Below are 21,682 nucleotides of genomic sequence, written 5' to 3' on the forward strand. Positions count from 1 at the left end.
TGGATTGCATTGTTCCCGTCTTCGATAACCTCCGCTCATACGGCCCGGTCCGCTGCCACTGGGATAGGTTCTTGCTCCGCCAAAAGTTTTCCAAACGATAGGCTCTTACAGTGACGGTACTTACCGGAAGACTCGGGGCGAATGGCGGTAGAAGATCTCACATTGATCCGCCGCGACTCCCCAGACCAGGTGACGAAGCGGTCACCGATTTGCTGTAGGTCCAATTTCGCCAAAGGTTGGGGCACAACGCGAAGCGCCCACTTGTTTCCACGCATCTCGGTCAGCTCGAAGTCGCGGATCTCGGGAAGTTCGGCGAAATGATTGGATACATCCTCGGCCGTCAGCACGCGACCGCCCGAGAGCACGAACGCGTCCTGCACTCTTCCTTCGAGCAATAGTCGCGGAGAGGTCCTCCCGCAGGCACAGGGAGCGTATGTGATACGTGCCAGGTCGCCGATGTCGTAGCGAATAAGCGGCATCGCAAAATTATTGAGGTCCGTTACCAAGACGCGTCCGAGTTCTCCCTCACCAACGGTGGCCCCGTCACGGACGACTTCGATCAGATGTTGGTCCATCATCACGTGCAGCCCGTTCGCTTGGCCACAGTCGAACGCCATCGGCCCCATCTCGCGACTGCCGTAATGCTCCCGAACACTGCCACGAAACGCGTCGGCGATGGCAGGTTTCCACGAAGCCGGAAGATTGGCGCCCATCGGCCGGACAACGGGAATGTGTGGAGGATCTTCTCCGCTTCGATCGAGATAATCGGCAAGTGCCTTGAGGTACTCCGGCAGCGCCGTCAACTGTGTTGGTTTCGCCTGCCGCAAAGCCGCCACGCATTCGGCAAGCGGTAGGTCACCTTCGTCGAGGGACAGCGGAGGCCAGATCGTCGTCGGCTGGATCCATTTCTCCATCACCAACCCGCGAAGATCGCTGATTGCCGCCCGGTCCCGCTTTATCCGCCCCGAGGCGATCGCCCACAGATGCCCAGAAACCGAGTCTGCACGATTGCCTTCCAATCCGCAATGAACGCTGCAGGCATCGGGAGGAATGGAGAACTGACCGGCCCCGTAGCGATAAGGACTGTCCTCGGTGAGCGCCACCATGATGGCTGCGCGTTGAAAGTCTCTGCGCTGAAAATCGTGGACAACCATCACGCGGCGCGTCGTCCCGCGCGTCCCCACGTACTGCCAGTCATCGCTTCTGCGGGAGGCGATCACCATGCCGTCTGGGAAATTGGCCTCGACGTCGTCCTTCGTAGTAACCGGAACCCGCTGCAAGTCATCAAGCGAACCGAGCATCTCGGCATCAAAGCCATTGGCACGGAACAGATCGCTGTAAAAAGGAGATTCCGCCGCTGCCAATTCAACCAACTCGCGGAGTCGGTTAAGTTGTAATCCGCGGAGCTTCTCCAGAGGCATCCGCTGGCACTGGCGGATGCGACGCGCATGCTTCATAGCCTGGCTTCGGGTCGGCAGGAGCATCAACGGCAATACGCACTCTTGCATCAACCAACCTAAATTCATGCCATCATCCCCCTTTGCAAGATGTCGTCAGGCATTTGAGTGCTCGTCCAACAAGTTTCAATACTAAGAGTTTGGCTCCCTTCGCGCCCCGGCTCTCATGATTGGTCGCGGGGCTCGACCCTTCTGAGCCAGGAGGGTGTTGAAGAAAAGGACGAGCTTGCTATATCGGTTTGCTGGAGATTGGTGAAGTCAGAACATGACGTAAACCGACTCCGAGAGGTGCTCCGTTTCCTCAGCAGAACTACGATGCTTCAGCCCGACAGCTATCGCGTCACGAACGGCAGAAGCCAACTCCTGCGCGGCCTCTTTTCCCTGCCAGCGGCTCAGGACCGCATCCGCAAAGGCAACAGGATCAGGCGAGTCTGCCTGTACAGCATCACTCACCTCAAAAATGTCCGCCCAGTCTTCTGGCTCGGCTACCGGGACCCAAGTCGTCGCCCGTCCTTCCCCCGTGGATGCCGCCCGGATCAGTGTCTTTCCCTCGCGGCTCAATTGCTCTGCGATGGGCCAAAACGACTGCTCAAAGACTCGTTTAAGCTTCAACTCTGCCGACCCCGCCTCGCGCCGGCGCACGTTCGCTTCGACGTCTTCGTTTTCCAACCCCTCACCGCGTGGCTCTGGCCACTCCGGTTGATCCTGTTTGACCAGGATGCAATTCCCCAGCGCCAGCACGTCCATCTCCGTACGCATGAAGCAACGATAGGCGTCAAACGGTGTACAAACAATCGGTTCTCCACGGACATTGAATGATGTGTTCACCACGACACCGCAATCGGTGATCTTTTCGAATTGTTTGACAAGCTTATAAAACGTCGCATGGTGCTCAGGGCGGATCGTCTGCACGCGTGCCGAATAATCCACGTGAGTGATCGCGGGCAGGTCGGACCGGGGCTCTCGTACGATCGGCAAAAGGTCTTCGCTGTTCGCCAACAGCGAATGATCGAACGGCAAACGCCGCTCTGCTTTCACGGGAGCGACGATCAACATGTAGGGACTGTCACGGTCCAATTCAAAATAATCCGACACGCGATCGCGGAGCACGGCTGGCGCGAAGGGCCGGAACGATTCACGGTATTTGATCCGCAGGTTCAGGTTCACCTGCATCTCGGTGTTTCTGGCGTCCCCGACAATGGAGCGAGCCCCCAGTGAACGCGGACCGAACTCGAGTCGATCCGCAAAGTGTCCGATCACCTTTCCATCAACGATCTGTTCCGATAGAAATTGTTGACGGTCAGCATCGTCCATGTGCCGATAGGGATAGCCGTGCGTGTCCAAGAATGCCCGGATCTCGTCATCGGAAAAGGCCGGCCCAAGATAGGAACCCGACTGCTGAGATCCCGCCACATCCGCTTCTCGGGGCTCGCCAAAATAAGTGTGCCAAGCGTCCAGCGCGACTCCCAGCGCGCAACCGGAGTCGCCTGCCGCAGGCTGAATCCACAGATCATCAAAGATGCCTTCACGAAGCAACCTTCCGTTGGCCACACAGTTTAACGCCACACCACCAGCCAAACAGAGATTGCGTTCACCGGTCAGCTCTTGAGCATGTCGGGCCATCTTCAGAATGATCTCCTCGGTGACCGCCTGAATAGAACTGGCAATGTCGATCTCACGCCTTGTGATGCGACTTTCTGGCGCCCGCCGCGGACCGCCAAACAACTCGTCAAACTTTTCGGACGTTGTCTTGGTATCCTTTAAGAACGAAAAGTACTCCATATTCAACTCGATCGAGCCGTCTGGATTGACATGCACGACGTTGTCCAGAATCTTCTGGGCATAGACGGGCCGGCCGTAAGGGGCGAGCCCCATCATTTTGTACTCGCCCGAGTTCACCTTGAATCCGGTGAAGTAGGTGAACGCGGAATAGAGTAGCCCGAGAGAATCCGGGAAGCGCATCTCCTTCAGGATCTCTACGTCGCTTCCCTGCCCCCGGCCAATCGTCGCCGTAGCCCATTCTCCCACTCCATCGACGGTTAGAATGGCGGCTGACTCAAATGGCGACGGATAAAAACAGCTTGCGGCGTGCGAACGGTGATGAACTCCCTGTAGTAGCTTGCCCTGATACTGCAGGTGCTCACGCAACATCCGAGGGAATTGCAGCTTATGGCATACCCATTCGGGAACGATCGTATCCCACATGCGGCTCGCCGACTCTCGATCCACCGCCATCACCGAATGCACCAAACGCTCAAATGTCAGTGCGGAGTCGTCATAAAACGCGACCGCGGAAAGAGAATCCTGATTGATACCTGCTTCCTCCAGGCAATAGTTGATCGCATTCGCAGGGTACCGTCGATCATTCTTGACCCGCGTGAAACGCTCTTCCTCGGCCGCCGCTACGACTTTTCCATCGCGTATCAAAGCGGCCGCCGAGTTGTGGTAGAGCGCGGAAATGCCTAGCACGTAGCGATCGCTTGGCCCGGCGGATCGCACCGCGGAGTTACTGTTCACACGTGGTTTGGCACCGTTGCGATCCGCGGCCCGGGGAAGCAACCGGCGGGACTGCAGGAAGCGGTGCATTTGTTCGGCAACGATCTCATTCGCTTCCGGCGTGAAGTGACCGCCGACCTTGTGCGTCAACCGAGTTCGTGTCTCGTAGGGCAGGGAAACCAGCGCGTTGGAAACGTCACCGACATGCACATTGTTTGCCGGATCATCCAGCGTCTCAAATAGCGGCTGGTACACCGGCTTCATGCCGATTTCGTAAAAGTCTCGCGTGGGAATTGGAAAGATGACCACCGGCAGCGGATGCAGATCCTGAACAAATTGTTTCAGGATCGCACACATCAGTTTCCAGCCGGGCGTGTCGTCCGAGAGAATGTCCGGGTAAGGGTGTCGGCCACGAACCCGGCGAAACTCGGTAAGCAGACGCGAGACAGAATCGGACACCCGCTCCGATTCGCGAAGCTTCTGTAATCCGGGCACACGCTGGTAAACATCGTGAAGTGTTTCCCACAGCGCGTCGTCTCGCTTTCCCGCTTTGACCGTCCCCTCGGTATCCTCCGACGGCCGCTCCAACGGAACCGGGACTTGGCGAAGAACCAGACTGCCTTCGTCCAGTTCGAAAAAAGGTTTGGGAACAAGAATGCGATTTCCGGTCACGCGATCGATCGCCGGGCGGTGCGAGACTTGGATGCGGTGGAAACTGTCGATGTAAACGCAGATCACCGCCAGGTCAGCCTGGACATCCGATGCAAATTTGCGGGCGATCAATAGGTGTTGATCCGTACCCGTTCCGGAAACGCCATAGTTATAAACCTCTGCGCCACTATGGACCGCCAGCCGGTCAGAGTAGCGATCCTGATTACTGACGTTGTCACCGGCGGTATAGGAATCGCCAAACATCAAAATCCGCGGCCGACCACCATGAGCGTCCTGAAACTCGAAATCAGAGCGAAAGCCTTGGCCGTTGGTGACGACAAAATAGCCGCCCCGCTCATTGGGCAATCGGGCCCGCAGATTGGGGACGAATCGATGACCGACATCCGCGTCGTGCTGAAGCAACATGCGGTGGGTGGTCTGTTGTAACAAAAACATCGTCGTTTTCCTTGAATCCGTTAGCAACCGTTCATCAGTAACCAGTTCCGAGTCGTAGCCGTAGTCGATTATCGATTCTGTCAGCCAGCTCCTGCCAACGCTCTTGCGGCGTCATTCAGCTGTCCATCCTTAGCCAGTTCCCCAGCAACCGCCGTTAACGTCGCAGGAGCGATGCCGTGTTCGGTGACCGCGTGCGTGATCATTTGGTTCAACCGCTGATAAAACAGCTCGAGGTCTTCTTCGGTCGCCGTGTATGGCGATAAGCCGGCTCGCAAGGAACTGCTGTGCAGCATCAGGACAAGACAATTCAAACCATCGGTAACGCAAGCGTCGATTAGCGCCCTAACGTTTGCGATCCGCGTGCCCTCGGGCGTCAACTTCACTCGCCGCGCGAAACCGAGTCGGTCGGCCACCCCGGCAACGCGTAACCGCCGCAAAGGTCCTGCCCGAAGGCCGATCCAAAGCTTGCGACGGCGATCATAATCTGGACGGCTAAAACCGGCAGTCACGGGTATCTCGATTATCCCACTTGCCGTGGATCCGGTATGGATCCGATACGGGTCACGTCGGCAGTAACGGAAATCCGGCCCGCCCTCAGCTAGGTACTCGTACATCGGCAGCACGCTGGAGTCGACTTGGTACCCGAGTTCGGCGAGCACCGCGGCGCTACTGTCGTTAAAACCGTAGCGCCCGGCGCGATACGACGTCGGTGTTCGCCCCATCTCCGACGCAATGCGATCGGTCAACCAACTCAGCTTCTGATGCTGCACTTCTACCGGAAGGTTACATAGATAGGTTTCGGCGGATGTGGGAGGACAATCCGGCAGTGGAGGATTGCACCAAGGATGACAATGCGCCCCCACCTCGCACGTTCCCGCCTCCTGCCACCGACGTAAGTCCCGCATCGCCTCTTGGTCGGCTGTCACCGGCGCATCGATCAAATACGTCGGTGGTACGCCGAGCCGTTCACAAACCGCCTGGAACCGCGGTAATCCTCGCAAATTGTCCGTCGTGTTTCCTGTGACTCGATAATTGCCTCCCCAGAGACCTTCCTCTTCGGTGTCGACGGTAACGATCAGCCGTTTCATTGTTGCTAGTAGCTCGTTGCTCGTTTCACCAAAACACAGTCGACCACAGAAGTTAGAAACTCCCGGCTCCAGCGTCCATGCAGAAACCTGGCGGCGCGGATCGGGCGCAGGTGCAATCGCTCCAGCGTCAAAGGGCTCTCCGCGACAAGTCGTTCAAAACGTCGGATCGTCATTCGGTTCAACCCGCCTTCGACCTCCGCAAATCGCATCGCGCCGTCGCTGCGGAAGTCACGTCGCCAGCGGCACAGTGCAGCTTCCGAAAACAACAGGTGCGCCCAAGGAAACACCGAGAACAAATGTCCGCCGCGAGGGTGATACCAGGTTGGACCAAAGGATGCGATCACTCGCCCGCCAGGAACGAGCGTATTCGCCATGGTTTTCAGCACCGCCGCGGGCTCGCTGAAGTGCTCGAAAGCGTCAATCGACACAACGTAGTCCGCCAAACGAGAAGGAGCATGCGCGGTGAATTCACAGCGGTCTGCCACACCGGCCCGCGACGCCCGCTCGCGGGCCGGAACGAGTACCTCGGGACGAATATCGATGCCGATCACACGACCGGCACCCCGACGCGCTAGCTCGATCGTGCCTTCTCCATACCCACAGCCAAAATCCACCACCGTGGCGTCAGCGATCGCACTCCAAAACCCCGGATCCAACGCTCCAGTCAACCGACTCGCGCACGACTCCAGATGCTCGCCTCGCCTCGTCTCACTTGACGGCTGACGAGAAAAGCAATGTCGCAACAACCGATATTCCGGCTCGCCCCGAAACACAGAGCAGTTAGTGATTACAAACCATTCGGGTTAACCGCATCAGCCGCCACGCGTGAGCGTCCGGTTCTTACGCGCCGTCACGACAGGGAAAACCCTGAGTGAGTGTCTGCGGCAGATAGAGGTGGGGATCGTCGGTATCCGCGCCGCATGAACCCCAGAGGCGCGTGCAAATCCGCTGAGCGACGACGGTCCGAAATCGGTGGCGTGGGACCTGTACTCCTTCACTGACGCACCGGATCACTGGTTCGGCTGAGTGCCCGTTCACCGCGTTCCCATGTCGCCGTTTGGCGGTCGAGCATGCCACGCATCAGCCCCAAGCCCATGGCGACCTGACTGATGCCGAAATAAAACATCACCGCACCGACTGCTGTCTGCCGAAGCGGTGCTAGCTTCCAGGCGGCTAGCATCACGACGCCAACCAGCAACTGCGCGATAAAGAGCACCTGGTACACTGGGGCGTCGTTCAGCAATGCCGCGTTACTAAGTAATAACGCGGCGAACAGCAAGGGCGATCCCCACCTGAGTAGCTTGTGCGACAGGAACTGTAGCCAGAGGACGGGTTGGTTCCAGCGTGGCACCATGCCGCGTTTGAGCAACTGCACGGCGCCCGCTGCGATCCGTACCCGACGCGAGAATTCCTGTCTTGCCGACGGCGTGCCGCTTTCAGTCGCCTTGGCAGCGCTCTCATAGACGACGCGGCGACGGGATCGCATCACATGCATCGAGACGGCGAAGTCGTCGAGGATGGTGTTGGCTGGCAGCGAGGGAATCAGTTCACGACGAACGATGTACATGCCACCGTCTACGCCCATCACGCTGGCTAGTCGTGACTCGGCGCCCTGGATGCGACGTTCGAACCAGTAGTAAAGCTGTTCGCCAGCGCCAAACTCTTGACCGCTGTCGACCAGCCGCACCTCGCCGGTGACTGCTCCGACAGCGTCCATCGCCAGGTGGTCGACCAACCGCCGCACGGCGCTGGAAGCGAACATCACGTTGGCATCGGAAAACAATATCAGCGGGTGCTTAGCCGAACCGACAAGTCGGTTCATCGCCGATGCTTTGCCCGCGCGCGTGCCCAGGTCGACCAGATGAACACGCTCGTCCTCCAAGCTTCGGACAAGATCGGCGGTGCCGTCGGTGCTGCCGTCATCAGCGATCACCAGCTCGATCAAGTCGCTGGGGTAGTCCAGGGAGCGAAAATTCTCGACTTTCGCCGCGATCACGCCAGCCTCGTTGTGCGCCGGCACCAGTACACTGACCGCGGGCAACTCGTCAGACGCCTGCTCGACACGTCCGGCACCAATGATCACGGCAACCGCCGGATAGATCGCGTACGTGTAGACCAACAGAGCAAAAGCGATCCAGAAAATGAACTCCACGATCAACGCTGGGGCTTCCAAGTTCCGATAGTGCGGCCCGATGCCAGTAGCCCAAGTCCTACCGCAGCGGCGGCGTTGACCAGCAACACATAGTAAGCGATGTAGATCAGGCGAATGGTGCGACAAGGCGGGAACCAGTACAGCGCTGCCACCCCATAGCCGGCCAATTGCAACAGCAAGATCAACGAGAACAGGTGGGAATTGCTACTCCCTGTCGTTTCCTGCATCGCCGCGACAGCTGAGCTGACCAGCATCAGTGCTAAGAAGACGGGGCTGAGCCACCGCAGCACCTTGTGGCCTATAAGCTCAAAGGCGAACCACCCGACGCGGAATGGATTGAATGCCTGGGGCACTTTCGTCACTGCCCGCAGGCTGCGGTTGACGATCCGGTACTTGCGACGGAACTCGCCGCCAAAATCGGGCGCGGCGTCTTCGAAACAGATTGCTTCCGGGTCAAAAATGCCCCGGAAGCCCTTTACCACAACCTTCAGCGGAATCAGAAAGTCGTTGATGTCCTCGGGGGCAAGCGGCTCGAACAATTCCTTACGCAGTGCATAAATCGCACCGTCGGCGCCGACGACGCTGCCGAGCCGGCTTTCCCACGCCTTCAGCTTCAGTTCCAGGCTCCAGTAGACGTTCTCCGAATCGGCAGAGGCACCTTGGTCGACGTGGTCATACTGCTGGCTGCCGACGGTGTACCCGACCTCAGGATTGTCAAAGTGGCGTACAAGCATCCGCAGCGCGTCGGGCCGGAACATCGAATTCGCATCGGTGAAAACCAGCACCTGACCACTGGCAGTGGGGCAGAACCGCGTCAGTCCCGCTGACTTGCCCAAACGCTGTTCTTGACGACAGAGGCGGACGTTCCGGTCGGCGTACTCCAGGACAATCTCGTCCGTACCGTCATCGGAAGCATCGGAGATAACCATCACCTCCAATTGGTCACGCGGATAATCCAGCGCCATCGCATTCTCAAGCTTTTCGCGGATCACCCCCGCTTCATTGAACGCGCTGATCACCAGCGTCACCGAAGGCACGGCCACACCAGTGCGCAGCGGACACCTCAGCCGCGACAGCAAATACAGCAGCGGCGGATAAATCAGATGCGGAAAGCAAAACGCCACCGCAGAGAGGATGAAAAGGGTTGTCAAACTAGAGAAGGGAAAGTGAGTGAGTGAGACGGCAGTCCGCGGTCCCACGTTATTGCTTCTTAATCATTTACGAAACGGCAACTCGCGTCTTGGTGTAACAAAAACTGTTTAGATTCCAAATCGAAACACCGAATGGATTTCTGCGAACCTGCTAAGCTGGACAGCGCAACTCTGGGCTAATCCGAACCCGACGGGTAAACAAGGAAACGACTTGCAGCAAAACCCCTCACTCACCCTTCGGGTTAAAAACAAGCAACTTTCGGTGAAAAGCGACGCTGTCCATTTAGTGATTTCGTTGTTGTTGCAAATACCGTTCTTAAATCAAGCATTTTGCTCGTTCCAGCCGCCAGGAAAACATCCGGGCGTACCTGTTGCCACGGCGTGATTCGCTAGCGGCGAGCGTCGGCCGTCTTATCATTGAGCCGATTATAATGCCGGATCGCCACCCATAATCTGTGAAGCGATAACGTGATCACCGTTGGTCAGCGACTTTACGACATTATTTCGAACAACCGGTCCCCACCAGTCTCGTCGGAAATGAATTCACAAGGCATCACATTCTATCGCTTCTGTCAGCCGATCGCGAAATCAAGAAACGCCGTCATCAATCGACGACACAAAATCTCTCTTTTTGCGACCTTGGGACCGCAAATTGCAGCTTTCGCGAATCTCTACATCGACATCTTTTCCATAGTAAGCCTCGCATTCCCCCAACAACAAAACTCTTGTTTCGGACGAGACCTTCTCTTCGATGTCGAGTCGAAGTACACCTGCTTGCTCCTGCACTCCCTGATAGTTCAAAACTAGATCATGCTTTCGCGCTAGATTCTTGAAAACGTAGTAAAGCGTTAGACTGGGAAAGGAACGGCTCTTACCGACAATGCGCTTTCCGATCCGGCCTGTAACCTCGCGAATCACGGGATGTGCGCGGCCGCAGGCACACTTCATTTCGCGGTCAAGCACAATCGAATCGCCAAGTCGGTAACGAATGATCGGAAACGAACGAGACACCAGGTTCGTGACCAGAATCTCGCCGTTCTCTACCTCCACAATGCAGGTTTCCATGTTCACGTGCATCGAGCCTTCTGGACATTCGAAGGCAATGATTCCCGACTCGGCAGCGCCGTACTCACTCACAATTCTTCTCCCAAACGCCTGAACTGCCTCCTGCTGATACCTTTCGAAGATTTTCTCAGACGTGCCCCGAATAAGTTTTAAATTGGTCAGTGGCTCGATACGCGGGTTTCTATTAATCGCCTTTGCGATTTCGTAAATCATCGACGAATAGCCGCCAAGATAAACTGCATGCCTCAGCTTACCGGCAAATGATGCGATTTCGTCGTCATCATACGAGAACATTCGAAAACGGTTCTGAAGCGCATCGAGTGCCCGCGTTTTAAGCCGCTGCGATGGAGAAAAATTGAATCCCCATAGATATCCATTGCGCTCCCATGGACGGACACCATGCCATTCATACCCACGCATCACTGACGCATTGTGCCAAGCATCCCAATCTGCGTTACGGTAGAAGACAAGCGGATTTCCAGTACTCCCTGATGTCTCGGAATAAAAAAGCCTTTCTCCACCATCCCTAATCTGCAACCTGTCTCGCTCACTAAGAATTTCATTCTTTTCAAGAATAGGAAGGCTTGCCAGATCATCAAGCGTCTTAATTTGCTGTGGTTCCAGGCCGGAATCATCAAATTTAACCCTATAAAATACGCTGTGCTCATACGCGTTCTGAACAATTTCCCGCAGAAGCGACTCCTGCCATTCTCGCAATTTTTCCAAACTCCACCATTGGCTCTCGAGCAAAAAAGCACGATGTGAAGGAATTTGGCGATTGCGAATGGCGACGCCCGCACGGAAGATTGCTTGATGAAAATTTATCACAAGCGAAGTTCCGAGCTGGTGACGAGCGGCGCACCCTCCTCGACGGAGACTTCAAGACCAACGCGCTGGAGGAGCTCATGACGTACGCGATCCCAGCGTAAAGTGCGTTCGCCACATGCATGCTGAGCCTCCTGCATGAGTCGCGATTGCGCATCCTGACACCGGCGAACGGCGTCAGAGATCTCCGCCGCGGAATTCCGAGTGAAGATTGCTCCCTTAGGAAATGCTTCCCTCAGGCAGCGCCAATCGGAAACAATGACCGGGGTAGACTGATAAATTGCTTCCCATGCTCCACGTAGCATCGTGTGGTCTTGAGTAGTGAGGGTCATGACCGCATCCGCCTGCTTTAGTAGCGCGCCATATTCCGTATCCGATAGATATCCGGTCAAGGCAACGTTGGCAGGGTATGAAACATTCGCATGACTGCGAAGCTTTGCAGGGTTGCCGGTTACAAAGAAGCGTATGTCTTTAACAAGTGCAGCCGCTTCGAACATTTCCTGAACAGGCTCATCGTAGTTGAATGAACAAACGACCGCGACATTGAACGATTTTGGTAGCTGCATGTCGATTTGCTGGTCAAAGATAACCGGTACATCGCGGACGATTGTTGCGTGCCCGCCATTGGATTCGACAAGTTCCGCCAAATGTTCGTTCGTAACTAGGTTGGTTGCGGCTTGGCGTCCTAGCCAGTGCTGAAGCCATTGGAACTTCCGCCACCGTGGATTTTTATAAGCTCCGGTGTGACAGTCGAGCGCAAAGGAAGCGCCCGAGATCCATTTCCACAGCACTGCCGGAAGGGCAGCGAACAGCGGTGGCGACATCACGAACACCGCCCGCGGACGCTCGCGGAGCAAGATCCACAACGTCATCAGGAACTGCCCGGCATACTTGAAGGGTACGGTCGCTGGATGGCTGCCGAGCCAACCGAGATACACCATGTACGACTTCCCCCCCAGCTCCCGTGCCGTATGATCGCTTCGGCTACAAGACTCCGCCCACGAGATATAAACGATCCGCCGCTGTGCAGTGCTTTTCGATTCCGCCGAGGTCACAGGTCTGGTTTCTGCTTCGGTCACTAATGATTCGGTCATGAGAGCTTAGTGAAGGGCTTGACGTACAGCGAGCACAGAGTTCCAAAATATCCGCCTGCCCGGTATCAGTGCGTCGGTACGAAATCGCTTTTCGGCAAGCTTTCTTCCCCGGCGACCAAATCTCGCCGCAAATCAATCACCTGGCCCTGAAACCGGTCCAAATCGCCGAACCGTTCGACCGCTCCAGTCGCTACGATCAGCAACTCCGATTCGTCGAGCATCTGCTGCGCGTCGTCGCAAAGCAGTCTGGCTAGGTGTGGAAGTTGCTCGTCGATGTAGTGACGATTCGCGCCTACGAGCGCCGTGACACGCACATCGGGGTCGAAAATAAGCAACTCGTAGCCCTCGCCAAGCAGTGTCTGCGCAAGGATCACCTGGGGACTCTCCCGCAGGTCGTCGGTACCGGCCTTGAAGCTGAGCCCCACCAGGCCTATTCGACGGGCGCCATTTTCCCGCACCAGCTTCAGCGCCCGCTGTAGGTGCGTCTGGTTTGACGCCAGGATTCCTTGCATCACTTCACAGCGTTGACCTTGTTGCTCTGCGTGTCGGACGAGTGCCCGCACGTCTTTGGGAAGACAGGAACCACCGAAAGCGAATCCCGGGCGAAGGTACGCTTTGGAAACATTTAGTTGTGTGTCTTCACAGACAATTCGCATCACTTCCTGGCCATCGGTACCAAATGCCTTGGCCAGTGCCCCGATTTCGTTGGCAAAGGAGATCTTTAACGCATGATAAGCGTTGCTGGTGTACTTCACCATCGCCGCGGCCCGCGTCGAGGTGACGATCTTTTGGCAGTCGAGATCACTGTACAGCCCCATCGCCGTCGCAGCGGCCGCGTCCGAGTTCGCCCCGACCAGCACAAACGGAGGCTGGTCATAATCGCGAATCGCCGTCGTCTCCCGGAGAAATTCGGGATTGTTGCAGAGCTGAATCCGTTCGCCGACCGCAGCCCCCGTCGCTTCTTCCAGTGCCGGTTGCAGCACGTCTTCCAACACGCCGGGGAGAAGGGTCGAACGGACGACGATGGTGTAAGGATTTACCGAAGCCTGCAGGCAGCGACCGAGCTGTTCGATTACCCGGAGCACCGTCTGATAATTCACACTGCCATCATCGGCCGATGGCGTCCCGACCGCGACCAAAGCGAGTTCGGATTCTGCGACCGCTTCTGCGATATCCGTCGTCCCCCGCAGCCGACCTGCATCGACCTGAGATCGAAGTAGATCCTCCAGCCCCGGCTCGAAGACCGGGGAGATGCCTGCGTTGATTGAATCCACCTTCCGCGGATCAATATCAACTCCGATCACCTGATTGCCATCACGAGCCAAACACGTCGCTGTGACGCAGCCGACGTAGCCCATTCCCACTACCGCAATACGCATCCTCATTCAGCTCCAAAAACTAAAAACAACCAAAACGCGGCGAGACGCGAAACACAAACAATTTCGCTGCCTTTCAAAATCGCCACTCGCCACTCACTTCACCTCCACAAGCATTTCCGCGTCGACCTTTCCGTCGACCACCTCCGGACGAATCTTCACTGTACCGATAGTCCACTGCGTCCCGCGACGGTCGTCCTCACGCTCGCTTGGATCCCAGACGATTTCGCGGTAGGGACTCAGCACGGTGATGCGAACTCTCGAGTTCTCAATCACATTGGCTTCGATTTTTGGCTTTTCGTGCAGACCAAAGTTGCTTTCTGTATCGAGTCCTCGCGCCAGCTCGACACGGTCGTTTATACGTACAGTCTCCTGATGCGGATCGATCACGACGGTTCGTTCAGCCAGAGGCGTGATCACGCCCAGCAACTTTTCAAAACGAGTCGTGGCGGTAACCACGCCATTTTCCTCGGAATAATGCGTGAGCGTCTCCGGTCGATGCCACGGCTTGTCTGGGTCGACCACATCCGCGGCCGAGTAGGCACGCTTATTATTCGGTTGCGACGGCATCGCACCACCGTACTTATCACCCCAGTACGAAGAACCTTGATTCTTGGAGCGTGGTTCAAGCGGATCCCAAACGCGAAGCTGGGTATACGCCGTCGCAGCAACCGACTTATACTGAGTCGAAAGCGGGAGCACTGGATTACCTCCTTTAGAGATCACCAGTTGCGATGAATCTTGTTCGTATCGCCCACGGTCCCAGTGGCGAGCAAAGAAAAGGAAGTTTGTGGAGGACCGTTCCCATGATGTCCTCACGAACACGCAATTTGCACCCGCCTGATACCCATGCAATTCCAGTTTCAGTTCACTCGGTGATAAGGGAGCGACACGCAGGTCGCCCAGCAACAGTCTCGGTATCAGCCCATTGGTGCCATCTAGCCTTCCAAATTCTTCCAACAGCCACTGGGCCAGTGCTGCTGACTCTTTGCCATTCGTCCCCGTACAGTATTCCAACGCCATTTTCCCGTATCTTCCCGGTCCTGGCTGGATCCAAAGTCGGGATTTCGCTATGTCGTAGGGCAGAAGCTCGAAAAAAGTTGTGCGGTCAAAGAGTGACTCGCCCGTCGCTGTTTCCCAAGCGCGAAGCACGATGGGACCACCAAGGGCTGCGTACATGCTTTCATAGCCTGTATACATGGCAGCGTGATTTCCAGCGTGCCAGCTTCCTCCACTATTCACCGCCAATGTTGTCAGCACATCCAAAGCACCGTTATAAACCTTGAACCGTCCGTAATCCTGGTCGAGTAGATCCTTGCGCTTCGCGATTGCCCAGTCGTTGTCCAGTGCCAGCGCCGCAACCACTTTCCACGAACCAAGATACCCCCACTCTGTTGACCAGTAATACTGCGCTGAATCAAGGCCCTGATCCAACTGATCCAGAATTACTTTCTGAGCCTGCTCGCGTTCTTGGATGGACATCAGTCCATATAGCCAGTCGTACATCAAAATAGACTGTAGCTGATTTGCGCGATCTTCCATGCCTGGCCACATACCGATTCTCCAGCCCAGCAAAGCCTCCACCGCCTCTCTGCCCTTCGTTTGGTCGCCCCAGACGAGATAACAGAACGCCTTGTCCGTGGCGTTGTTACTAGATCGGACAGTTGCAACATCAGCGGCGTATAGCGGATCCCTCAGCTTCTCCCGCAGCGCGAAAAGCGACTCATTCGTCACCAGAATACGGGGGTGGTCGGAGCTAAACACCGTGTCTCTGGGCGGGTCCGTAAGTCCACTCCATTGCTCGCCATTGGGTAGCGTGATAGGAATCGTGGAGCTGTGTGCCGGCGCATTACCTGTTGCAGAATTCGGTTGATCCTGTGGCTTATAGGGTTCGAACTGCCACAGCATCAAAACTGCAGCAACCCCGACCCCTGTTAAAGCAAAAATTTTGATCATGGTTCTTGATCCTAATCGCCAGAAATTGATGCGGTACACGCAGATAGCTTCGCCACTTGAAGCCGGCTCGCCTTACTCTCAGGAAGCAAGCTGCAAAAGTGCTGCAAAACGTGCCGAGCGGTCACATCCCACGAGCGATTTTCCATCCCATGACGAATCTGCTCTCGATTCCATTGCCGATCACACGCGGCAAGAATCGCATCCGCTGCGGCGATTGCGGATCGTTCACGCATGATGATTCCGTATCCAGTTTTCTCGATTTCGTCGGGTGCACCACCGACACGCGTTGACACTGCTGGCAAACCGCAGGCAAGTGCCTCCAGAAGCGCGTTGGGAGAACCTTCGCGGGACGAGGCAAGCACGTACAGGTCACTCGCGTTGTGCCATTTGTACAGCTGATCGTGCTCGCAGATCCCAGGGAACAGAACCCGATCCGATAATCCCAGTCTCGCAATCGCGGATCGCAGCTGAGATGTAAAATCAGTGCCATGCCGCCCCGGTCCTCCGACGCAGACGTACATCACGTCGGGACGTCGCTGCAGGACTTTTGGAAGAGCCTCGACGATAACCTGAAATCCCTTCAGCGCAATCCGATCACCGACACTCAGCAAAATGGTCTTAGCTTGCGGAAGCCCAAGCTCGGCACGGCACTGAGCGGAATCTGCCGGGCGAAACTTGTTGGTGTCCACGCCGTTTGGAATGAGAGCGACACTCTCCTTTGCGGCACCATTGATGATCATCGCCTCAGCGATTTCTGAACTCAAGGCGATAGAACCATCGCAATTTCGAAGGGCCCAGCGAATCGGACGCCCTTTTAAGGGATAGGAAGGAAATCGCAACATGTCGGCGCCACGTCCCGTCATGCAAACTGGCACTCGGAAATGGCGTGCGACTCGAGTTGCAGCGACGCCGCTCGGATAAACAAAATGGGCATCGATCAAATCAAACGGGAATGCTTGGTGTATCCGCTTCGCCTCTTTCAACAAGGCCGGATACATCAACTGTGGATGGATATAACCTCCGACTTTGGGCGGCAGCGGGTATCTGGGTCGACTAACAGAAAGGCCGTCCACAAACTCATGTTGTGGAAACTGGGATCGCTCGTACCATGACGGGATGGAACGGATCGGCGGCGCCCACGGGGTCGGCGCAATGACCCGGACCTCCACGCCCGGAATGCGATCGAGCGCGGCAATTCTTTCCTTGACAAAGATTCCTCGCGTGGGATCCACTGAAGACGGAAAGGTGGCACTCACGACAAGCACCCGCATGACGGTTTCGTCGCAATCACTCATGCAGATACCACGCTCCAATTCCGAGACTATCGTACTCTCGTTCTACGCAATTGCTCGCTCGGTGTCCCAACTCCACCGAGTCATCGGTGGAAGTCAATTGCACTTCCGTCTCTCCGGCGACAAAGCGGGCGGATCGACGCGGTGACCCGATCACCGTCAAAATCAAACTCGAATGACCTACGGGAATCTGAAACCGTAAAGCCGCCGCCCTTTCCACGACTCCATATCCCGGACTCGATCCTGCTGCGCAACCCTCATCGTCCGGGCCGATCAGCTCGAACTCCAGCCTATCACCATCAACCGCGGTAGTGATCGTTAGCGGACCGCTTTCGAACATCGGACACCGAGGAGTTGTGTTCGCCAACTGCCAATCTCGCGACGCCAACTGCCAATACCACTCAGCCGTCTGCTCGCGTGCTGTCTCCAGCCAGTCGGCAATCCAGACCGCCTCGCCGGGAATTGCCAACAAATGCCGGGTGATCGCGCAATCGTCCCACTTCACGCTGCCACACGCGCGCCAGCGAGCAGTATCCTTCGCCCAGCGAAGCTGTGTCGTCGCGATATCATGAGACCAGGAGAGTCCGCCAGCCGCACGGACAAGCGGAGCGCCATCAAAAATGATCGAGCTGTGGGCTGACGGCGATCGGAAATGATCACGCCGCATTGAGTTTCCCGCGTAGTTCGGCATCCCAGAGTCGCGAATAACTGAGCGCCCTGCCCAGTGAACCAGCACCTGCAAGGTATCAGCATGCCCGTGGGCAGCCGAAGGTGTTGCATCCGGATGCAGCCCATGCGCGATGGGACCCGCGTCGAAGGTGATCGAATCGCTCGCGTTGCAAGCGGTAAAATAGCCGGCGTGCGGGAGTACTGCGACACGCGCCTCGCTTTCGGAAACCGATATCGAATGCAAGTATTTCAGCCCTTCGATGCCCAGCAGCCAGAAGCTTTCCACAAAGCTTTCCTGGCCAACGCAAGCGATTTCCGGATCGTTGAGTGCCGCGGCGGCGAATTGGTGCAACGGGGCAAAATCCCAAAAATCCTCTCGCGCCACCGGAATGGCACTGGCCGAATCCACGTCTCCGATTGCCGGCCAACGACCGTCTGGCTGCCGAAACAGCAGTCCCGCCTGGTATCCCTTCCTCACCAGCTCGCTAATCGCCAAATCCGTGTCGCCCGGGGCCTGCCCAGCAACCATCGCCAGCGTGAGAAAACCCAGCGTGAAGTAATGGTAACCCATCGCCTGTTCAACGCAGAAACCGTCGTCATAAAACTGACGCGGACCAAATCCATGAAGCAGATCACGCCCTTTGTTCCGCCACCGATCGGCATCTGGCAGTCCCTGAAAGACCGCCCCCAGCAGGTACATGCCCGTGGCTTCGCCGATCACGTGGTTGTAGGGACTGGAGTAAATTGAAAGATGGTTTTCCAAGTAATGTCCATGCAGGAACAATTCACCAATCCACCGCTTCGCTAGCGCTTCGTCGTTCAGCAGTGATGGCGCACTGGCGATCATCCAGATCCAGGACATCGACCGCATTGCCACTTCCAGGCCACTGGTCCAGTGGATGCCATGGCCAAAGCGATTCTGCGCTAGCCAGCTTTCCAGGACGTGGCGAGCGAGTTCCAAGTGGGACTCAACACCGTTGAGCAATCCGCTGCGGGTCAGCTCGACCAAATACTGGTGTCGGCCTAGCTCCCAAATGTGTTTGAAATCAACATGCTCGGGGATACGGTGGTATGAAACGCGGCTGAAGAAGGCATCGTCCCAACGATGACCGCTCACCGGATCCGCGTGCCAATCGATCGGCCGGTCGACACGTACTGGCTGCCCCAACAGGTGATACTCACCCACCGCGATCCTGCCAGCGACTCGCTCTGTGGACTGACACAGCATTTTTAGTTCGCGAGGAAACTCCCTGGCCAATCGCTCCCGTTGATCCGGCCGTGTCCCTGGCACCAATGTCTGGCAAGCGGCGGCAATCTCTGCTTCCATCCCCGCGACCTGACCCGTCCAGTTCTCAGGCGTTCGCGCCATCCGTTTCAGCCGCTGGATCCCCCAGTGTCCCGCAGCACGCCCCAGCAGTTCCCCCGGAGGCATCCGCCGCAACTTCTTAAGTTTATTTAAAGACAACAACATTTAACTAAAGCAATCGGCTTTCCACCCTCGCTTGAGCCGACGGCGCTCACCGCTCGCTGCTCACCACTCGCCACTCACCACTCGCCACTCGCCACTCACCACTCACCACTCGCCACTCGCCACTCGCCACTCGCCACTCACCACTCACCACTCGCCACTCGCCACTCGCCACTCACCACTCGCCACTCGCCACTCACCACTCACTACTCACCACTCACCACTCACTACTCACCACTCACCACTCACTACTCACCACTCACCACTCACTACTCGCTACTCGCTACTCGCTACTCATCGCTGAAACAAATCCTTCACCCGGCACTTCACTTTGTAAACGTTGTCGCTCCAGTACGCTGGAAACTTCCATTTCATCAGTTCATCATGCGAACGCCAGAGACAAGCCTGCCACTTAGTCCCGTTAAGACTTTCGCATTCGGTGAGCGTTTCATAGCCGTGCCGCCGCAATTGGCTCCCCGCGTACCGCTCGAATGTCGCCACCTGCTCCCGCGACCATTCCCGTTTCCACTTGTTGCTATTATCCGTCATCAATCGCTGTGACAGCCCTCCGCGGATCTGTGAGATCAGCTTTGCGCGATCCCCGGGAACGTGCAAAAAATCAATCAGCTGTCCAAAAAACTCTCCCGGCTCGGTGAGCATGTCCTCATACCGCAGCGTGATGATCTGGTCGGGAGGAAGCTTTTCTGCGAATCGGCCTCCCTTGTCGATCGTGTCCCGCCACCGCATGGCAGCCGTGTACGGATTTTTGGAACCAAAGTAGGTTTTTGAAAGCGAGAGCGCTACGTCGCGTCCATCACGGACCAGATGAACATACTTGGCGTCCGGGAACAACTCATAGATCACATCCAGGTGGTGGATGTACCCCGGCGTCTTGTCGCCCCAGCGCTGGAGTCCAACGTGATCGGCAAAGCAGGAGAAGATCGCATCCAGGACTCCCGCGTACGTTTTGACCTCGACGTGAGCGATGACCTCATCAACGGTCAACGTGAATTTGTTGAACTTATGCGAGCGTTCCAGCCAGCGTTCCGAAAGCAGATGTTCCACGAGTCGTCGCAGATTGACTAGGTCTTCGAGCGGACGGTAGGCCTCTTGTCGCTCGAAATATTTGATGATGAACTGACTTTCGGTCGGGAACGCGATCCCCAGCCAGTCCCTCATCAGGTGACTGAGAATCGACGTGCCGCTACGAGCGTTGCCGATCAAAATTACCGGATGGTTCACTGCAGGTCCCACTATACTTGTTGTTTTCAGCGATGATGAGGCAGGAATGTTCATGAGCGGGATCCAAATCAAAGAGACACCCATCTCCGTACACGAGTGGGACTAGCCATAAAGCAATCTCGCCGCTTTCGCACCGAGTTTCTGTGGCACCCGTTGTGCCACGTCAGATGCACGTCGCCGTGCGATTTCTAAACGACCGAGCGAATCTCCTTCGCGGGTAGCACACTCGTATCCGAACCGCAAAATTTGTTCACGCAGAACAGATTCAGAAGCGATTAAATCTTTTTGGCTTAGCTGTTTCCACTTCAAGCTATTGCCTCGCTTTACAAAGACCTCGCTTACATGCTCAACCACCTCTGGTGTCACCGGCTCCCCAACAAACTCCGCAAGCTTCTCAACCTCGGACATGGGGTCAGTCAGCAAGTCCTCGTACTTGATGCACAAAATGCGATCAGGCGACTTTTCCAGATGGGCAGCATAGATTTCAAGCTGAAAGCGAATGTACCTGGATGCGAAGTACAGATCTCTCGGGCCAAAGTTCTTGTTTGCGACTGAAAGCGCATTGTCACGAGGGTCACGTACAAGCAAGATGATTCTGTAGTCAGGAATCACCTGTTCCAGATAATTCAGATTTTGCCAGATATCATCGCTTTTAATCGCCTTGTGCTTACCGCCCGTGTTGAAGGCATGATAGCCGTAGAAAAAATCAGCGAATTCGGCCCCCGATGCTGTAGATGCGTGGCTCAAATGCTTTTCGATTCCCTCGTAATTTGCTGCCTGTCTGAAATACTTTCGCGAGAGCATCCGTTTTCGTATCGGCCCAGGAAAAAGGGAACGATAAACGCGAATTGCTTCACGTTCGCCTGCCGACTTCGTCTGCTGCTGACACACCCTTACCGCAGCATCAAAAATGAGCGATCGATCAATCACAACAGAAAACTGCAACGCCTTTGCCATCAATTGCGAAATAAAATTAGTGCCCGATCCTTGAACGCCAAGGATCACATAGGTAGGTTCCGCACGCATCTTCTGTAGTGAACTGTTCAGAATCTCTTCGCTGGTTTCATTTCTCATTGCATTTCCTGACCTATGCTGGGTGCTTCGCCTAGTAGATTCGACTGACATATTGACCAACTTTTCTTCAGCAACATCGCAACGTTCATCCATCGTCAAAGCCAAAAGCGCCAATAGCCCAGCTGCTTTGCATACCGTGGCTTCAGGCAGTGTCCGGACACGGCCGATGG

General features: G+C 56.2%; 14 protein-coding genes. All 14 read right to left on the reverse strand.

The annotated features are described in order from the left end of the window. Nucleotides 1-35: 35 nt before the first annotated feature. The 14 genes from FYK55_RS05120 to FYK55_RS05190 all read right to left on the reverse strand — a co-directional run bounded on the left by FYK55_RS05120 (nucleotide 36) and on the right by FYK55_RS05190 (nucleotide 21,512). Nucleotides 36-1,526 carry a phenylacetate--CoA ligase family protein gene (locus FYK55_RS05120; RefSeq protein WP_150075274.1) on the reverse strand — a complete coding sequence of 497 codons (1,491 nt, stop codon included), beginning with the start codon at nucleotides 1,524-1,526 and terminating at the stop codon, nucleotides 36-38. Between the two features lie 189 nt (nucleotides 1,527-1,715). Further along, nucleotides 1,716-5,060 carry a carbamoyltransferase N-terminal domain-containing protein gene (locus tag FYK55_RS05125; RefSeq protein WP_235908428.1) on the reverse strand — a complete coding sequence of 1,115 codons (3,345 nt, stop codon included), beginning with the start codon at nucleotides 5,058-5,060 and terminating at the stop codon, nucleotides 1,716-1,718. An 80-nt stretch (nucleotides 5,061-5,140) separates the two neighbouring features. Then, on the reverse strand, nucleotides 5,141-6,148 hold the full coding sequence (locus FYK55_RS05130; protein WP_150075275.1) for a polysaccharide deacetylase family protein: 1,008 nt from the start codon (nucleotides 6,146-6,148) through the stop codon (nucleotides 5,141-5,143). A 5-nt stretch (nucleotides 6,149-6,153) separates the two neighbouring features. Then, entirely contained in the window at nucleotides 6,154-6,816 is a 663-nt protein-coding gene (locus FYK55_RS05135; protein WP_161604313.1) for a class I SAM-dependent methyltransferase, read from the reverse strand. Nucleotides 6,817-7,142: 326 nt separating this feature from the next. Continuing rightward, complete coding sequence (locus FYK55_RS05140) at nucleotides 7,143-8,300, reverse strand: glycosyltransferase family 2 protein (protein ID WP_235908440.1); 1,158 nt, start codon at nucleotides 8,298-8,300, stop codon at nucleotides 7,143-7,145. Between the two features lie 2 nt (nucleotides 8,301-8,302). Then, nucleotides 8,303-9,379, reverse strand: coding sequence for a glycosyltransferase family 2 protein (locus tag FYK55_RS05145; RefSeq protein WP_161604315.1), 1,077 nt, complete (start codon nucleotides 9,377-9,379; stop codon nucleotides 8,303-8,305). 660 nt (nucleotides 9,380-10,039) lie between these two features. Further along, a complete protein-coding gene (locus FYK55_RS05150) occupies nucleotides 10,040-11,344 on the reverse strand; it encodes a phenylacetate--CoA ligase family protein (protein WP_150075279.1) in 1,305 nt (434 codons plus the stop codon). After that, entirely contained in the window at nucleotides 11,341-12,435 is a 1,095-nt protein-coding gene (locus FYK55_RS05155) for a glycosyltransferase (RefSeq protein WP_150075280.1), read from the reverse strand. The genes FYK55_RS05150 and FYK55_RS05155 overlap by 4 nt, the downstream gene beginning before the upstream one ends. Before the next feature lie 65 nt (nucleotides 12,436-12,500). Further along, nucleotides 12,501-13,814: a nucleotide sugar dehydrogenase gene (locus FYK55_RS05160; protein WP_161604316.1), complete on the reverse strand. Its 1,314-nt coding sequence runs from the start codon at nucleotides 13,812-13,814 to the stop codon at nucleotides 12,501-12,503. A gap of 93 nt (nucleotides 13,815-13,907) precedes the next feature. Beyond that, a complete protein-coding gene (locus FYK55_RS05165; protein WP_150075282.1) occupies nucleotides 13,908-15,767 on the reverse strand; it encodes a hypothetical protein in 1,860 nt (619 codons plus the stop codon). Nucleotides 15,768-15,778: 11 nt separating this feature from the next. Then, nucleotides 15,779-17,062, reverse strand: a complete 1,284-nt coding sequence (locus tag FYK55_RS05170) for a glycosyltransferase (RefSeq protein WP_150075283.1) — start codon at nucleotides 17,060-17,062, stop codon at nucleotides 15,779-15,781. After that, nucleotides 17,055-19,199, reverse strand: a complete 2,145-nt coding sequence (locus FYK55_RS05175; RefSeq protein ID WP_150075284.1) for a heparinase II/III domain-containing protein — start codon at nucleotides 19,197-19,199, stop codon at nucleotides 17,055-17,057. Before FYK55_RS05175 ends, FYK55_RS05170 begins: the two co-directional genes overlap by 8 nt. Before the next feature lie 291 nt (nucleotides 19,200-19,490). Continuing rightward, the gene (locus FYK55_RS05185) at nucleotides 19,491-20,438 is read right to left on the reverse strand and encodes a sulfotransferase family protein (protein ID WP_161604317.1); all 948 of its coding nucleotides are present in this window, start codon (nucleotides 20,436-20,438) and stop codon (nucleotides 19,491-19,493) included. A gap of 102 nt (nucleotides 20,439-20,540) precedes the next feature. Then, nucleotides 20,541-21,512, reverse strand: a complete 972-nt coding sequence (locus tag FYK55_RS05190; protein WP_161604318.1) for a sulfotransferase family protein — start codon at nucleotides 21,510-21,512, stop codon at nucleotides 20,541-20,543. Between the last annotated feature and the right edge of the window lie 170 nt (nucleotides 21,513-21,682).

Source organism: Roseiconus nitratireducens, assembly GCF_008629675.1.
Taxonomy (GTDB): Bacteria; Planctomycetota; Planctomycetia; order Pirellulales; family Pirellulaceae; genus Stieleria; species Stieleria nitratireducens.

Excerpts from the sequence above, each read along its gene's own strand:
- FYK55_RS05125 (WP_235908428.1), bottom strand. The coding sequence starts at position 5,060 with ATGTTTTTGTTACAACAGACCACCCACCGCATGTTGCTTCAGCACGAC.
- FYK55_RS05190 (WP_161604318.1), bottom strand. The coding sequence starts at position 21,512 with ATGAGAAATGAAACCAGCGAAGAGATTCTGAACAGTTCACTACAGAAG.
- FYK55_RS05170 (WP_150075283.1), bottom strand. The coding sequence starts at position 17,062 with ATGAGTGATTGCGACGAAACCGTCATGCGGGTGCTTGTCGTGAGTGCC.
- FYK55_RS05120 (WP_150075274.1), bottom strand. The coding sequence starts at position 1,526 with ATGAATTTAGGTTGGTTGATGCAAGAGTGCGTATTGCCGTTGATGCTC.
- FYK55_RS05175 (WP_150075284.1), bottom strand. The coding sequence starts at position 19,199 with ATGTTGTTGTCTTTAAATAAACTTAAGAAGTTGCGGCGGATGCCTCCG.
- FYK55_RS05155 (WP_150075280.1), bottom strand. The coding sequence starts at position 12,435 with ATGACCGAATCATTAGTGACCGAAGCAGAAACCAGACCTGTGACCTCG.
- FYK55_RS05130 (WP_150075275.1), bottom strand. The coding sequence starts at position 6,148 with ATGAAACGGCTGATCGTTACCGTCGACACCGAAGAGGAAGGTCTCTGG.
- FYK55_RS05160 (WP_161604316.1), bottom strand. The coding sequence starts at position 13,814 with ATGCGTATTGCGGTAGTGGGAATGGGCTACGTCGGCTGCGTCACAGCG.
- FYK55_RS05165 (WP_150075282.1), bottom strand. The coding sequence starts at position 15,767 with ATGATCAAAATTTTTGCTTTAACAGGGGTCGGGGTTGCTGCAGTTTTG.